Origin of the sequence: Halolactibacillus sp. JCM 19043, from assembly GCF_001310395.1 — a bacterium.
In the GTDB taxonomy this organism is placed as follows: domain Bacteria; phylum Bacillota; class Bacilli; order Bacillales; family Amphibacillaceae; genus Halolactibacillus; species Halolactibacillus miurensis.
On sequence record NZ_BAXD01000012.1, the window covers coordinates 36,390 to 52,804 of the forward strand.

The window sequence follows — 16,415 nt, forward strand, 5'->3', positions numbered from 1 at the left end:
TCTCTCGGTTATTTTAAGAGACAAACAAACAGGTGCGGTGATGTACTCAACCGTAGAAGAACCCATTGGTGGGAATGAGTCTTGGACGAACTTTATGAAGTCCGGCATCGTCATGGAGTATTTAGTTGGGACAAACATTGTCGTTTATCAAGCCGACATGTACTCTGAAAATCCAGAGAAAACAGTTGAAACAAGGGCCGATGGCTTTACGGCTTCAGTAGATTACCCTGATTTAGAGATTGGTTTTGACGTGTCAGTTACCTTAACAGATAAAGGTATTACCGTTGATATTCCGAAAGAATCCATTACTGAGTCTTCCGATCAATATAAAATCTCAAGTATCTATGTGTATCCGTTTCTAGGGTCTAGTCTTCTCGGAGAACGTGAAGGATACATGATGATTCCGGATGGTTCCGGGGCGCTGATTCACTTGGATGATAACAACGGAAAGTTCTCTCAACCGTACTCAAAAATGATTTATGGTGAAAATGTGGGAATAGACGATCCGTTTGTGTTATCGCTCTTTAATGGGATGAACCCATTTAACGATACCGAAAAAATCTTGATGCCAGTTTATGGTATGGTACACACCGATACTGAAATGGGTTATATCGGCATTATTGAAGAAGGTCAATATAGTGCCAAGCTTGAAAGTTATCCAAACGGCGCCATTTTACCGTACAACTGGATCACGTCAAAATTCATTTACCGTCAAGTCTACAACCAACCGACTTCACAAGAGTCGGGGACGATGGTCGTCCGTCAACGGACGCGTAATGACTTTAATGTTAAAGTGCATTTTAATTTTGTCTCTGGTGATGCGGCTGATTATGTCGGACTGGCGAAAGAATACCGTGAGTATTTACTAGAAAATGATTTACTTAACGTGACAGAAAGTGACTTTAAACTGCGTACCGATTTTTTAGGTGCCGAACTTGAAGACGGCTTACTGTTTAAGAAAACCATTCCGATGACGACGTTTAAACAGGCAGAAGAGATTCTTTCAGATATTCAGGCGAACGGTCGCGATCAATTGATGTCTGTCTTTACTGGTTGGCAAGACGGTGGCCCTTATGGCGGCTTACCGATTCGACATGTAGCAGCAAACAATGCGTTAGATGATGATCTATCACTTACCGCCTTTCAGCAATCACTCGAGGATAAAGGGATTGCGTTGTACTTGAAACACGACGGGTTACGCATTAATACAGAAGAGTTGTCAAATACGCAGCTTAAAGTCATGCGTAAATTCAATAAACGTCGGTATGAAGAAGAAGTCTACGGCAATGTGTACGATATCTTCCATTACTTACATCCAGAAACAAGTGCTGACTTACTAACCGATTTAAAAGAGGATTATCTTGATCAAGAATTAAGCGGTGTGATGTTGTCAGGCATTACCCATACATTATTTAGCTACAGTGAAGGCAGCAAAGAATTCGACCGAATGACGACGAAAAATACGTATCAACCGGTTGTAGAAGATTATAGTGCATCACTTGACTTAGTATTAGATCAACCGTTTAGTTACCTGTGGGGTAGCACGGATGCGTTTATGAATACACCGGTCCAATCGTCAAACTATGTGTTCACAGACGAAGATATCCCGTTCTTGTCACTCGTGTTAAGTGGAACGATGCCGCTCTACTCAGAGTATGTTAACTTCCAAGCGAATCAAGATGAATTCTTCTTACAGTTAGTTGAACAAGGCTTGAATCCATCTTTCTTATTAACGGCAGAGTCACCGCAAGCATTGATTAATACAAATTCATCATGGATTTATAGTTCGCAGTATGATCGTTATAAAGAAACGATTGAACACTATTATGATGAATTAAGTGCGGTACATGACGCGACAAGTGGCGCGATGATTGATGATTACACACGTGAAGGTAAATTAACAACAGTGACGTATGATAACGGCACCATTGTTTATGTGAACTATGCGGATCAAACCTTAAACAGTGGATCAGAAACGATTGAAGCAATGAGTTACAAGGTGGTGACAGGACAATGAAATTAAAACGTGAAACAATTTATGGGTATCTCTTTATTTTACCTTGGCTCGTCGGGTTTTTAGTCTTAGTCTTGTACCCAATGATTCAAAGTTTCTACTATAGTCTCAACAATATGCGAATTACCCCACTCGGATTAAAGTTCATTTATGTCGGCTTTAATAACTACCGTGATGTGTGGCTACAAGATATGTTTTTCATTACGGAATTATTTAGCTTTGGTGTGGATACATTGATTCGGATTCCTGTCATCGTCGTCTTTGCGTTAGTCATTGCGATGTTACTGAATCAAGACGTGAAATTTAAAGGACTATTTAGAACCATCTTTTTCTTACCGGTTATTGTCGCTAGTGGCCCGGTGATCAACCAACTGGTTGATCAGGGAGCTACTGCGATACCGATGTTAGACCAAGACGTGATTATGAGCATTCTAACAAGTTTCTTACCAAACTTCTTTGCGGAAGTCGTTGGTAACTTGTTTAATCAAATCATTACGATTCTTTGGTATTCAGGAGTACAGATTCTGTTATTCTTAGCCTCGCTACAAAAAATCGATCCGAATCTTTATGAAGCAGCGAAGATCGATGGGGGCTCGAGTTGGGAATGTTTCTGGAAGATTACCTTACCAACAATCAAGCCGATTATATTAATTAATCTTGTGTATACACTTATTTCACTGGCGAACAGTGGGCAGAATCCGATCATTGATTTGATTTATGCCAATATGTTTAATGCAACAAGAGGGTATGGCTTTGCTTCTGCGATGGCTTGGATGTATGCGGTGATTATTGCGTTAATGTTACTGATTATATTCTTAGTCTTTAGAGAAAAGAAATCAACACGAGCGTGAGGAGGAGATTCACTTGTCAGCAAAAAACGCAACCAGTGTTGTCACTATTCTTAAGAATGACACACTAAACACCAAACAAAAACTGCGCTTAATTAAACTGAGAATGGAACACTTCTTCCTCGGGTTTAATGATCGTAAAGGTTTCTTACTAAAATTTGTGATTTATACGTTACTGCTTGGGATTGGCTTTGTGTACTTATATCCGATTCTCTATATGTTTGTGACGAGTATGAAGTCATTAAATGATTTACTTGATACGGCGATTAACTGGATTCCTTCCAGCGTCTACATGACTAACTATAAACAAGCGTATGAAGTCTTAAACGTTAGACCGGCTTTACTTGGAAGTTTACAGATTGCGCTGTTTCCAACCATCTTACAAGTGATGATTGCGTCCCTTGTTGGATACGGATTTAGTCGTTTTGACTTTCCGCTTAAAAAGTTTTGGTTTGGACTGATGATTTTTAGCTTTATCGTCCCGCCGCAAATTACCATGATGCCGACTTACCGGTTATTTAGTGATTTAGGTTTAACGGGTTCAATCTTAGCCTTTATTATTCCCGCCGGACTTGGGCAAGGGTTAAACAGTACCATTTTCATTCTGATTTTTTATCAGTTCTTTAAACAAACACCGAAGTCGCTCTATGAAGCGGCTGAAGTTGACGGGGCGAGTCAATTTACTAACTTCTTTAAAATTGCGATTCCAATGGCTGTACCAGCTTTATCGTCTCGTTCTTATTCTCATTTGTCTGGTATTGGAATGAAACGTATTTAACCTCGCTGTATTTAACGAGTTCGAGCACAGATATAACGACGATTTTATTACAGTTACAGTCGTTTAGTCAAAACTATGAAACACTCTATCCTGCCACAGAAGCAGGACCAAACAAGATTAATGAGGGGATTAAGATGGCCGGTACGATGGTCAGCATTTTACCACTCCTTATTACGTATTTCTTTTTACAGCGATACTTCGTTGAAAGTGTCGACAACACTGGTATTACGGGCGAATAATTTCGCCCTGTGATATAAATTAAATTCCATTAAAGAATGGGGGAAGTAAAAATGACGAGAAAATCATGGCTTTTGATCTTGTCGGTATTGATGGCTTTAGTGTTAGTAGTTTCAGGGTGTGGAGATGATGGTGCTGCCGATGATGGTGGTAACGATTCGAATGCTGAAACAGATGGTGGCAGTGATGAAGGTAACGATGAAGGAACAGATGAACCAGCTGGCTTACCGCCAATGACAGAAGAGGACATTACGTTAACGTATGCGTCATGGCAAAACTTTGAACTGCAACAATTCTTAGCTGAGAAGTTTATGGAAAAATATCCAAACATCACAGTAGAATTGCATCAACTTGAACAAGAAGGTTGGAATGACCATTTAACAAACCTCGCATCAACAGGTGACTTACCAGATGTGTTCTGGTACTTAGGTAACGTCGATGTGCCCATTAGAAACATGTGGTTAGGTGACTTTACTGAGTTATTTGAAAGTGATCCAGAAAGTGATATGATCTTAGATACATTGAAAGATCAAGGATATTTTGATGGTGAACGTAAAATGGCCGCACCTGCCGGTTACTTACCGTACACAATCTTCTTAGATGAAAATCTCTTCAAAGCACAAAACGTTGAGATGCCATCACCGGATTGGACATGGAATGAAATGATTGACTTAATTAAAACAATGACCGTGCCTGAAGAAGGCATCTTTGGATACAATACTTTCACTAAACTTGTCACAATGGGACCGATTGTGAACGGTGACAATATTGGTGAATTTGGTTGGGACGGAGAAAAGTATGACCTCACTGGTTGGTGGATGATTCTTTAGCGCTCCATGCTGAACTTGTGCGTAATGGTAACCACTCGCCATTCTTTGATACAGATGAAGCAGAAGCTGCTTTTGGTGACCGTTTACTATGGGCTGCCTCATCAGGTCGCGTAGCGATGCAAATGGATGCATGGTGGACAGTGGACCTCTTTAAGACAGATGAGTTTGTCGATAAAGGGATCAAATGGGTCCCTTACGTTGTGCCAAAAGGTGACGAAGCTTCAACAGAAAACAAACCAGCCTTTGTTGACTTTGGTTCGATTTCAGCCGCGACAGAACACCCACGTGAAGCTTATGAATTACTTAAATTCTTCGGTTGGGGTCTAGAAGGTTGGGATGCGAAGTTAGAAGCATTTGAAACGTTAACGCGAGAAGACGGTACGAAAGTATTTACTCATCCAGACGGCTTACCAATCGTTGATGATGCCGCAACATGGGATCGCTTACGTCAATTACTTCCTGAAGAACAATATTATGATGATTTCTTAGCACGTGCGAAATCACCGGTTCCATTAGGTGGCGCGGCGATGCAGGATTCCAAACGTTCTTAGATGAAGTTTACTTCGGTGGTGAATATGGAGATATTGAAGCTGCAGCAATTAATGGTGATGTGAATCCATATGATATTTCTGCTGACTTAACAGAAAAAATCAATCAATATCACCAACAAGCACTTGATGAACTCTTCTATTAAGATCGAGTAGCACGTTAAAAAACAATGACAGAAAAAGCTTAAAATAACCCAAACAAAAAGCACTGTCTGATGACTCAGGCAGTGCTTTTAAAATCGTTTAAAATGATAAAAAAAGAGGGGGATGGTTAAGTGTGTTCATAGGTTGTGATAAAGTCGATCAGGCATCTTTAGGTACTGGCTTACTAAAGTAATAGCCTTGCAGTATATCACAGTGCATCCCGCGTAATAATTCAACATGGGCTTTGGTCTCGACGCCTTCAGCGACAAGTGACATATTGAGACGATGACCAAGTAAAATAATCGAATCAGTAATATCCCGGTCGTCACGGTCATCTAAAATATCAAAGATAAACGACTGATCAATTTTTAAATAATCAATCGGAAATTGCTTCAAGTAATTTAATGAACTATAACCAGTCCCAAAATCATCAATGGCAATCTTTACACCAAGCGCTTTTAACTCTTGTAAAATCACAAGGGCCGTTGCGGCATCCATCGCCATCGATTCAGTAATTTCAATCGTAATCAGTGAAGGGTCCACGTCGTAACGTTTTAAAATTGTTTCTATCCGTTCGACAAGGTTACGCTGGTAAAACTGACGAATAGATAAGTTTATACTGATGGGAAGGATAATGTCAGCTTTTTTTAATGAACGGATCGTTCGGGCAACTTCTTCAATCACCCATTCCCCAATTGGGATAATCAGTCCTGTTTCTTCCGCCAGTGGAATAAAGACGTTCGGTGGAATTAATCCACGTGTTGGTGATTCCCAGCGAATAAGAGCTTCCGCCCCGTGGATGACACCTGTTTTTGTTTCGATTTGTGGTTGATAATGTAAGACAAACTCATCGTGTTCAATCGCTTTACGCAAAGATGATTCTATTTCTAATATCCCTTCCATTTGAACGGGAAGATTCGTTTGATAGAACTGAACCGTGCCCCGTTCAATATTTTTGGCATGATACATCGCTTGATCAGCTTTTTTCACGAGTTGTTCAGAAGTTAATGCATCGTCTGGATAAAAGCTCACACCGATGGTGGGTGTGTTGACGATATCAATGCCATCAATCACATACGGCTGACTCATTAAGTGAATCAACTCGTTCGCATAGCGCTCGACATCTTTTATGTGTGCGTTTTGATAGACAATAATAAATTCATCACCACCATAGCGGTAAAATTGGCGCATGTCTACTTGAGTCGTGAGAATCCGCTTCGCGATTTTCTTTAATAACTCATCACCCTTCGCATGACCGAGGGTGTCATTAATCAGTTTAAAGCGATCCAAATCAATGAACAAAAGCCCAAAGGATGTGATGATAGGATCATTAATGAGTTGATCAATATCTTTGGAGAGAGCGATTTGATTTTTTAACCCCGTTAAATGATCATGATAGGCGAAATAACGTAACTCTTCATTCAGACGTTTCTTTTCGCTCACGTCTTTAGCGATACAGTTAATGCCGTGCACATGATCATCAATCACCATCGGAATCAAGGTGATATTCAACGTCCGTTTTGTGCCTTGTTTTGTTTGAATGACTGTTTCATATTCAATCGAGTGACCGTTTGCGGTCGCATGGAAGTTCGTGAGTGTTCGGGCAAGTAAGTCTGGTTCAATAAGAAAGTTAAATGTTCGACCAAGTAAATCGCTTCGGTGATAACCGGTGAGTTTAGTGGTAGCTTCATTTAAGGCAGTAAAATGTCCGTCTAAGTCAAAGGTCATCACCGCATCCACGTTTTCTTTAAACAACGATTGGTACTCGACTTCTGACTGTTTTAATCGCTCTTTCATACGATACGTTTCGGTCGTATCACGTAACAGTCCAACGATACCATAGATCTCACCGTGTTTTGACAGTGGCATGGCTTTTATGTGCAGCTGTTTTTGTTGGTGGTCTTTCGTAAGACCAGTTAATTCAAGTTCCGTTGTATTACCACTTATCACTTTATTAAAAGCTAACTGTGCTTTTTTATGGTCCTTGGTACTAATGATATCAAGAAAATGTAACCCTTCACTTGATGCGTCGGTATGATGAAAAAGTTCTTTCGAAATCGCATTCGCATAAATCAAGTGACCCTCATTATTCAAAGTGAATACACCGTTAGGTGTTTCGTGATAGAGCACATTTTTAGCGAGTGAATGAAGTGTCATCACGTCTTGATAGAGATGGAAAGTACCGATAATAGCGACGGTATTTTTTAATTGGACCGTTTCCAATTGAACCGTCACCCATGTGTCATGTTCATGTATGGCTGGAGCTGTTAAGGTGTACTTACCATCTGTATGTAGAGAAGTCGTTAACATATCGTAAGCCGTATCATTTAAGTCAAGCACCTCCTGAATATGGATAGGGCTCGACAGGTTATGTTTTAAGAACCACTGTTTAATTGGTGGACTTGTATGTGAAATAGATGTTAAAGTGAGTGTCTCGTCAAAAATAATAATCGCAAAATCTTTTAAATCATAAAGCGCTAACAGTTCATGTTTAGTAAGGGAGTGAAAACGTTGACTCGGCATGGGTATCACCTCGCATCTCGTTAGAATAGTTACGTATAAGTATACTACAGATAGGTGGATATGACTAATTGTTATGTGTAAAAAACCACTAATCTTAGCGATTAGTGGAAAAAATTAATGACTTGAGTGATAAAGAAGTTTATGAACCCGTTCGGGAGGGCATCAAAAAAGGGCTTAACGACAAAGTCTTTAGCACCGATATGAAGGGCCTCTCGTACGTGCTGTTTTGTCCCCATAGAGGAACACATCATTACTTTTGCCTTAGGGTCATAATCAATGATGGCTTGTAAAGCAACGAGTCCTGTCATCTGTGGCATGATCATATCCATTAAGACAAGATCGGGATGATTGTCTTTGTATAGTTGAACGGCTGCGTTTCCGTTACTAGCTTCAATGATGGTGTACGCTTTCTGTTGTTGAATGATTCGCCTTAGCCATTGTCGCATAAAACGAGAGTCATCAACGATTAAAATCGTTGGCATTTGAATCCCTTCTTCCGATAATGTGATTCAAAAGATAAATCATCCTACCATTCCATAGGTAGCTCGGCGGTCATAGAGTGGGAGACTCCTTAGATCCGTAGCTTTGCGTCATACTTTTTCAAATATTTTGCCGTTATCGTATGGATGTTTATACTTTTAACGTTCCCTATTGTAGCGAGTTTAAACACAATTGTAAATGGGATGAAAGGGCTTATTGTGATCCAAACGGCTAAAAAGAATAATCTTTAAAATAATGGGGACTTTTTTAACGATTTTGTTTGCATTTTCATTATTTGCTGATAAAATTTTAATATTGACAAAAGAAAGAGAGAAAAGAAAGGAAACTTTTCTTATTTAACCTGTTCATTTTATATACGATGAAGGAGATAGACATCATGAAACCATGGTTAAATCAATACGCTTACAAAAGTATCATCGGGTTAGTTTGTTTCATCGCGATATCAACATTTATATCATCAATTGTCACCGTGATACTATCACTCATTGTTTTGGGTTTAAGCGGTTATTATCACCGTGAAAAGACGAAGCAGATCGATGACATGAGTCAAGCCCTTAGTGCAAAAACGAACGATGTTGCTCTCTTAAGGGAAACTTTATCAGAAGCAGAACGCGATAAAGCGGAGTATGAAGCTTTCTTTGATGCGTTTGACGGGGCAACGCTTTATATTGAAGATGTTAAACAACTCGCGTTTTACTACTCGCTTGGTGTCGAAGGGTTATTTGGTTATACGCAAGCACAGTTTAACCAAGATGGGCGCTTATGGCATCAGCTTGTTCATCCAGATGACTTAGCTGATGTTGTCGACCATCACCGGTTATTATTTCAAGGCGTCAGTGTTGATCACACTTTCCGGATCACTCATCCGACCGAGGGAGAGAAGTGGATTCAAAAAATCGCCAAGCCGATCGCCGATGACAAAGGTAGGATTATTAAAATTTACGGGAAGTTTGTTGATGTGACGGCACAAAAAACGTTAGAACATCAGTTAAGAAAAATGGCGTATTTTGATGATTTAACGGATTTACCGAATCGTAAAATGTTGGATCGTCATATTAAAAAAGCCCTCGCACGCTCTAAACGTCACGGTCATCCATTCTCTATGATGTTTTTAGATTTAGATGATTTTAAAGCGATTAATGACGAACTTGGCCATGAGGTGGGTGATTTGTATCTCGTCGAGATTACTAAGCGACTGGATGACTGTGTCAGGGAAGAAGACTTGATTGCGCGTTTCGGTGGAGATGAGTTTATCGTTGTGTTTGAAGAGACAGAACAACAAGAAATCGAAACCATTGCCGAACGCATTCTTGACAGCTTACAATCACCGGTATTTATTCGATCACATGAACTAAAAGTGTCCGCCAGCATTGGCATCAGTCTATATCCTGAACATGGTGAAACGAAAGAAGCTCTCATTCGCCGGGCAGACCAGGCGATGTATGCGGCTAAGCATGATGGGAAAAATCATTACCAGGTGTATCACGAAGGGTTAGAAGATTTAGAACCAGAAGACGAGGGGATTTTTCAAAAGTGGATTAATGCCTTGTTTTTTAACAGCAATTAAGTGGTCCCATTGAAAAAAATTGTATAATCATTAAAGAAGTCTCCCTAGGTACTTAACATGTCGTCATCCGATTAACAAGAGGTGATCGGTGATGGTATTGTGCCAGGGGAGGCTTTTTTTGTTTATAAACAGTAAAAACCACCCGCTTTAACTTAAAAAACGGATGGTTTTATGATCATCATCAAGCCAATCTTCATTTCTATTATAGAAACAAGGCAATCATTAGGGTTGTTCGATAATTTTGTTGAAGTTTAGTGATTTATTTAAGGTGTACATCACTGGTGCACCAATCGCCATTACACCAAATTCGCCAAGGGCTGTCGTTAAATAAGTAGCCCAGAAAGGTAATTCTAGTGCGAGATATAACTCAAGCGCGATAATCGCCATCGTCGCAGTAAAAATCACCGTATTAATGACAAGCAAAGCTTTCACGTTTTTCACTGAACGGCGAATGAGAATGAGTAAGCCGAGTGATATGATGGAATGACCCACGCCAAAGAACAGGTCATACACGCCAAGTGGGCTAAAGAGGTTGGTGATAAAAACCCCCATAACAATCCCAAAAAAGTATCTTGGACTAAAGATGACCAAATGGTTAAACATTTCTGGTACACGAAACTGAACACTCATGAAACTGAGTGGTTCGAGTACGAGCGAGATCGCTATATAAAGAGCTGCGATCACCGCATTGGTGACTAAAGATTTTGTTTTCAACATTTTTATTCCTCCTGCTAGTTTTTTTACGTGGGATGATTGCGAACCACGTGTACACATTTTTGTGCAACGTTCCTATTATATCGGATTCACGCTGATTTTCAAGCAAAAAAGTAACCTGTTTAAAATGTGAAAAAATAGGCAAGGTATTATGTCGTTAATGTTCCCGCATTATAAACAGACGAAGGTAGACAAAAAAAGATGACGGCACTGTGACCGTCATCTGTTGTCATCGTATTTAAGCGTCCGTTTTCCCCCAAGGGAAAATCATTGGTACGCGTTTTTTATAGTCTTCCCAGCCATCATATTTTTCCATGTTTTTTTCTAGGAGCGGTGTCGAGATTTTAATTAGAACCGTACTCATAATCACAGGTGAAAGAATGAGTGAAACATAGAAGATAACGGAAATCTCATCCGCCACAAGCATGGACAGACCAGCGATGTAAAGGCCAATCCAAATGAGAATCTCGCCGAAATAGTTCGGGTGTCGGGTCACTGACCAAAGGCCAGACTGTAACAACGTCCGTGTGCCCTTTTTAATATGTTGACGTAACTGTTCATCGCCAACAACTTCAAAGAATAGTCCGGTAAAAGCAATGGCTAAGCCAATATAAACAAGCCACTGACCAACACCAGTAAAATCAAACGTATTATATTTTATAACCGCGTAACCGGCAGAGCCAACGACGAAATTAATAATGCCTTGAACCATGAATACCCGGAAGAAGGCAATCAGGACAACATTGTCTCCCCATTCCTCGCGCCACTGACGATAGCGGAAATCTTCAGGTTTCCCGTAGTTACGACGTAACAATCTAATACTTAGCCTTAAGCCCCAGAATGTGATAAAAGCAACGACGATATAAGATAACGTTGTGGGAGACTCTGTCGTAAGTAATGTTACCCAACTTCCAATCACAAAACCCATACCCCAACCGATATCAACGATGGAGTTGTTTTTAATAGCGGTCGCAATGAGGAAGATCATTGTGAAATAGAGATAGGTAACCCCCATCGGTAGAATCAGACCATCGAAACCAAAGCGAGTAAAGCCAAGGGTGGCAATGGCGAGGGTAATTAAAAATAATAGCGGATAAATAATTAAACGTTTCTTGTCCATGTAATCTCTCCTCGTATTATGTCTTAATGTCATTCTAACATGAAAGCGATAAAATAAGAACAAAAAGGATTCTCAGTATGAAAAAGTAAAGAAATCATATATAACATTTTGGATATAATTGTATTATTGAGACGTGTGCGACGGCTTAAGTGGTGGGCGATAAAAAAGTTGGACAAGAATAAAAAAATAAACATACAAACAAATAATAGAGCGCTTACAATATAGTTAAATAAAGAGAAGATGCTGGGGCATCTTCTCTTAAAATGAATTAGTAATTAAATAATGGACTAACAGGTTCTTCAAAGTGTACGCGACGAATCGCTTCGGCGAATAGTTCAGCGGTTGAAAGAACGGTTAGTTTATCAAAGCGTTTGTCTTCTGAGATATTAATCGTATCTGTTGCAACGAGTTCTTTAATCGGAGACAACTCAATATTTTGTTTGGCAATACCTGATAGAACAGCATGCGTACAGGTCGCATAGACTTCTTTTGCGCCTGTTTTGATCAGGACTTCAGCGCCAGTAGAAATGCGTCGGCCAGTATCGACAATGTCATCAATTAGGATACACGTTTGGTTTTCAACGTCACCTACGACCGATAAGTGACCATGTTCAACTGTGTCACGTGGTCCACGGCGGTCAAGAATCGCAATTGGTGCGTTGAGTCTTTCCGCAAATGAGCGCGCACGTTTAACACTGCCATGATCCGGTGCCACGACAACGACATCTTCTAAGTTTTTCTCAATAAAATAATCAGCTAAAATCGGTTGCCCATTTAAGTGGTCCACTGGAATATCGAAAAAGCCTTGTACTTGTGTCGCATGTAAATCCATCGCCATTACACGAGTAGCGCCTGCTTTTTCGATTAAATCAGCAATCAATTTAGCGGTAATCGGTTCACGTGAGCGCGTTTTACGGTCTTGTCTCGCGTAACCAAAGTAAGGCATAACAACGTTAATGGTTTTGGCTGATGCGCGCTTAAAGGCATCTAACATAATTAACGTTTCCATTAAATGCTGATCCGACGGATCATTAGTAGATTGAATGATGTAAGTATCGTATCCACGTACGGTTTCCTCAATATTGATTTGTATTTCGCCGTCGCTGAACGTCTTAATTGTGCAATCCCCTAAGTCAATGCCTAGTTCTTTAACAATCGCCTCAGCTAATGGCTTATTTGAACTTAAACTAAATACTTTTACTTCATCTTTCAATTGATTATTTGTCACCACATTCGCTCCCTTTATGTTTCGGTCTTTAACATGTCTATTTTAAAACATATTCACACGTTTGACTAGGCTGTTTTAAGAAGATTATCGAATTAATGGTCAAATGGTGTTGAAACAAGCGATTAGAGCCAAAGGTCTTTGTTAAAATAACTTAATAAGTTATACTAAGAACATAAGGGGCATCTATGTGACCCCCATCTAGCAAAATTTAAAAAATAGACAGTATGGGTCAACCTAATAGAGGGATGAGGATGTGAACGATGGAGAAGAAAATTAGGTATACGTATACCGATCATCATAACGTACCGATTTATCTAGATTCGATTGGGTATAACCCGAAAGAACTGGACTTTGAACGCCCGGAAGGTTACCCCTACTATCACTGGCTTCAAACAATTGAAGGTGAAGGGGTCATTACGTGTATCGATCAAACGATTACGCTAAAACCAGGAGAAGGGTTGTTGCTGCCGCCGTATACAGCGCATAGTTATCATCCGAATTATGATAAAACAGAGACGTGGTCAACCGTGTATGCAACGTTTGGTGGTGAAGCTGTTGATAAAATTTTAGACGTACTTGCCATGAATCAAGCGGCCGTTTATCAAGAAAAGACTCCCGGTGTCTTTAAAACAAGTATTGACCGCGTGTTTCGCTTTTTAAAGGATCAACATGAAGAGACGATCAGTGAAAGTTTTATTCGCTCGAGTTATATGTATGACATTTTAATGACCATTAAACAATACGGAGAGATTGAATCAGCTCTAACAAAGAATCAATCGTTTAGCCGGGTCAGGCCAATTGTTGACTTTTTAGAAGCGCACTTCCAGGACAATATCGGCCTGCAAGAAATGAGTGCCCATGCGCATTTAAGTCCGCAACATATCAATAAGTTATTTCACGAGACCTTCGGTCTTAGTCCGTATGCCTTTTTAGTTCAACTGCGCATGCGTGAAGCCAAACGACTCTTATTGACGGATGTCACGCTCACGTTAAGAGAAATTGCCGAGATGGTCGGTTATAATGCGGTCAGTCATTTTGTCTCAACCTTTAAAACGAAGACGGGGATGACACCGAAACAGTACCGTGATACACACAAAAAAGATTAATGGGATGAAAAAGTTTAATAATCTGAACCTTGAGTAGATTATTTTCCCCCTATTAATCAGTTAGGAAGCGCTTTATACTAAAAGTGAACGGAATAACTGACGTTTTGTCAATGAGTTAATTATATAAGAAAATGAAGGTGAATAATATGTGTCAATCAGTAACAAAAAAACCTGTGATGTTACACGGGGCGGATTATAACCCAGAACAATGGGCCCATGATCCGCAAATATTTGAGGAAGATTTACGCTTAATGAAACAAGCAAAAGTCAATGTCATGTCGGTCGGGATTTTCTCATGGGCTAAATTAGAACCGACAGAAGGGGTATTTGATTTTGAGTGGTTAGATGAAGTGATTAACCGGTTATACGACAATGGCGTGTCCGTCTTTTTAGCGACACCGACCGGTGCTCGTCCAACGTGGATGTCAGAAAAATATCCAGAAGTGTTGCGGGTAAACGAACACCGTAAGCGTAACTTACACGGCATGCGTCATAATCATTGTTACACCTCACCTGTGTACCGCGAGAAAACAACGATCATGAATACAAAGTTAGCAGAACGCTATAGCAACCACCCGGCAGTGTTAGGCTGGCATATTTCCAATGAGTATGGTGGCGATTGTCATTGCGATTATTGCCAACAAGCCTTCCGCGAGTGGGTTGAAGAAAAATATAGCACACTTGATCAGTTGAACGAAGCATGGTGGACAACGTTTTGGAGTCATACGTATACATCATTTACTCAAGTCGAATCACCAGCGCCGCACGGCGAAACCTTTGTCCACGGCCAAAATCTTGATTGGAAGCGATTTGTCACCGATCAAACGCTAGATTTTTATCGTCATGAAGTCAAACCGCTTAAGGCGAAAAATCCAGAGATTCCAGTCACCGCAAACTTTATGGAATTATTTGATGGCTTAAACTATGACCGATTTAAAGATGATTTAGATATCGTGTCATGGGATTCTTATCCTACTTGGCACGAGGCTAAAGATGATTTAACGGTGGCGAGCTATACGGCAATGAATCATGATTGGTTCCGGTCATTAAAAGATGGGAAACCGTTCTTATTAATGGAATCTACACCGAGTCTAACGAACTGGCAAGACATTAGTAAGCTAAAGAAGCCAGGCATGCATCACTTAAGTTCACTTCAAGCAGTCGCCCATGGGTCTGATTCGGTCCAATATTTCCAGTGGCGTAAAAGTAGAGGATCCAGTGAAAAATTCCACGGGGCGGTCGTTGACCACGTGGGTCATGAACATACCCGTGTGTTTAAAGAAGTGACGGAAGTGGGCCACTCACTTGAAGCTTTAAAAGAAGTGGTTGGCACACGGATTCATGCGAAAGTGGCGCTTATTTTTGATACGGAAAACCGCTGGGCTATTAACGACAGTCAAGGTCCGCGTAATATCGGCGTCCACTATGAGGAAACTGTATTAGAACATTACCGTGCTTTACACGCGCTTGGCATTAATGTTGACGTGATTAGCGAAGAACGTGATTTATCGCCTTATACACTCGTTGTTGCTCCGATGTTGTATATGGTTCGAAGTGGAGTCGGTGAGAAAATTGAAGACTATGTAAGAAAGGGTGGCACATTTGTCTCCACTTACTGGTCAGGGATTGTGAATGAAACAGACTTGACCCATTTAGGCGGGTTCCCAGGACCACTAAGAACGACGTTAGGTATTTGGTCAGAAGAAATCGATGCGTTAAGTGACGGGGAATACAATGCTGCTACGACACTAGTCGGTAATGCGTTAGCTTTAAATGGCACATATCGCATTAAAGAATTATGTGACCTGGCCCATACTGAAACAGCAGCTACGTTGATGACGTATGATCAAGACTTTTACCAAGGCTACCCAGCACTGACGGTTAATACGCTCGGTGAAGGTCAAGCTTATTATCAAGCGGCTCGATTTGAGCTTAGGTTCCAACAAGATTTTTACCGGTCGTTAATCGATAGACTGAATATCACACCTGCTTTTTCAGGTGAGCTACCTGAGGGTGTTCAGGTAAGTAAACGTGAAAGTAATGAAGCGGCTTATATTTTTGTGATGAACTTTAACCCTACTGCGGTGACAGTCAGACTCGACCAAGCGTATGTGGAGCTGTTGACGGATGAAACAGTAACAGACAACTTAAACCTCGCACCATTTGGTGTTGCGGTATTGAAACAAGAAAAGTAAAAAAACACGAACAATCATGCATGTTGATCATCAAATAAAGTAAAAACGAAAAGAATTTACCT

At 40.4% G+C, this 16,415-nt stretch carries 13 protein-coding genes and 2 riboswitches; of the genes, 8 read left to right on the plus strand and 5 right to left on the minus strand.

What is annotated here, in order from left to right:
* Positions 1-40 precede the first annotated feature (40 nt).
* The 5 genes from JCM19043_RS07740 to JCM19043_RS07760 all read left to right on the plus strand — a co-directional run bounded on the left by JCM19043_RS07740 (position 41) and on the right by JCM19043_RS07760 (position 5,258).
* The gene (locus JCM19043_RS07740) at positions 41-2,017 is read left to right on the plus strand and encodes a DUF5696 domain-containing protein (protein ID WP_062321433.1); all 1,977 of its coding nucleotides are present in this window, start codon (positions 41-43) and stop codon (positions 2,015-2,017) included.
* Entirely contained in the window at positions 2,014-2,865 is an 852-nt protein-coding gene (locus JCM19043_RS07745; protein WP_062321435.1) for a carbohydrate ABC transporter permease, read from the plus strand. Before JCM19043_RS07740 ends, JCM19043_RS07745 begins: the two co-directional genes overlap by 4 nt.
* A 13-nt stretch (positions 2,866-2,878) precedes the next feature.
* Positions 2,879-3,640 (plus strand): carbohydrate ABC transporter permease, encoded by a 762-nt coding sequence (locus JCM19043_RS07750; protein WP_197274785.1) that lies wholly within the window; start codon positions 2,879-2,881, stop codon positions 3,638-3,640.
* A 290-nt stretch (positions 3,641-3,930) separates the two neighbouring features.
* A complete protein-coding gene (locus tag JCM19043_RS07755; protein ID WP_062321438.1) occupies positions 3,931-4,707 on the plus strand; it encodes an extracellular solute-binding protein in 777 nt (258 codons plus the stop codon).
* Positions 4,692-5,258, plus strand: coding sequence for a hypothetical protein (locus JCM19043_RS07760; protein ID WP_062321440.1), 567 nt, complete (start codon positions 4,692-4,694; stop codon positions 5,256-5,258). Before JCM19043_RS07755 ends, JCM19043_RS07760 begins: the two co-directional genes overlap by 16 nt.
* Before the next feature lie 300 nt (positions 5,259-5,558).
* Here JCM19043_RS07760 and JCM19043_RS07765 read toward each other — a convergent pair whose 3' ends face one another.
* Complete coding sequence (locus JCM19043_RS07765) at positions 5,559-7,922, minus strand: bifunctional diguanylate cyclase/phosphodiesterase (protein WP_062321442.1); 2,364 nt, start codon at positions 7,920-7,922, stop codon at positions 5,559-5,561.
* Positions 7,923-8,023: 101 nt separating this feature from the next.
* Positions 8,024-8,404 (minus strand): response regulator, encoded by a 381-nt coding sequence (locus tag JCM19043_RS07770; protein WP_062321444.1) that lies wholly within the window; start codon positions 8,402-8,404, stop codon positions 8,024-8,026.
* Between the two features lie 54 nt (positions 8,405-8,458).
* Positions 8,459-8,546, minus strand: a riboswitch (cyclic di-GMP riboswitch).
* A 253-nt stretch (positions 8,547-8,799) separates the two neighbouring features.
* Between JCM19043_RS07770 and JCM19043_RS07775 the strand changes: the two genes are divergently transcribed.
* Positions 8,800-9,990, plus strand: coding sequence for a sensor domain-containing diguanylate cyclase (locus JCM19043_RS07775; RefSeq protein ID WP_062321446.1), 1,191 nt, complete (start codon positions 8,800-8,802; stop codon positions 9,988-9,990).
* A gap of 222 nt (positions 9,991-10,212) precedes the next feature.
* Here JCM19043_RS07775 and JCM19043_RS07780 read toward each other — a convergent pair whose 3' ends face one another.
* From JCM19043_RS07780 to JCM19043_RS07790, 3 genes are all read right to left on the minus strand, one after another.
* Positions 10,213-10,707, minus strand: coding sequence for a QueT transporter family protein (locus tag JCM19043_RS07780; protein ID WP_369813825.1), 495 nt, complete (start codon positions 10,705-10,707; stop codon positions 10,213-10,215).
* Between the two features lie 8 nt (positions 10,708-10,715).
* Positions 10,716-10,760, minus strand: a riboswitch (PreQ1 riboswitch).
* Positions 10,761-10,942: 182 nt separating this feature from the next.
* Positions 10,943-11,824 carry a DUF1295 domain-containing protein gene (locus JCM19043_RS07785; protein ID WP_062321448.1) on the minus strand — a complete coding sequence of 294 codons (882 nt, stop codon included), beginning with the start codon at positions 11,822-11,824 and terminating at the stop codon, positions 10,943-10,945.
* Positions 11,825-12,092: 268 nt separating this feature from the next.
* The gene (locus JCM19043_RS07790) at positions 12,093-13,052 is read right to left on the minus strand and encodes a ribose-phosphate pyrophosphokinase (RefSeq protein WP_062321449.1); all 960 of its coding nucleotides are present in this window, start codon (positions 13,050-13,052) and stop codon (positions 12,093-12,095) included.
* Positions 13,053-13,312: 260 nt separating this feature from the next.
* On the opposite strand from JCM19043_RS07790, the gene JCM19043_RS07795 reads away from it, so the two are divergent.
* Together JCM19043_RS07795 and JCM19043_RS07800 are read left to right on the plus strand one after the other, a co-directional pair.
* Complete coding sequence (locus JCM19043_RS07795; RefSeq protein WP_062321451.1) at positions 13,313-14,158, plus strand: AraC family transcriptional regulator; 846 nt, start codon at positions 13,313-13,315, stop codon at positions 14,156-14,158.
* Positions 14,159-14,289: 131 nt separating this feature from the next.
* Positions 14,290-16,353 (plus strand): beta-galactosidase, encoded by a 2,064-nt coding sequence (locus JCM19043_RS07800; protein ID WP_062321453.1) that lies wholly within the window; start codon positions 14,290-14,292, stop codon positions 16,351-16,353.
* Positions 16,354-16,415 lie beyond the last annotated feature (62 nt).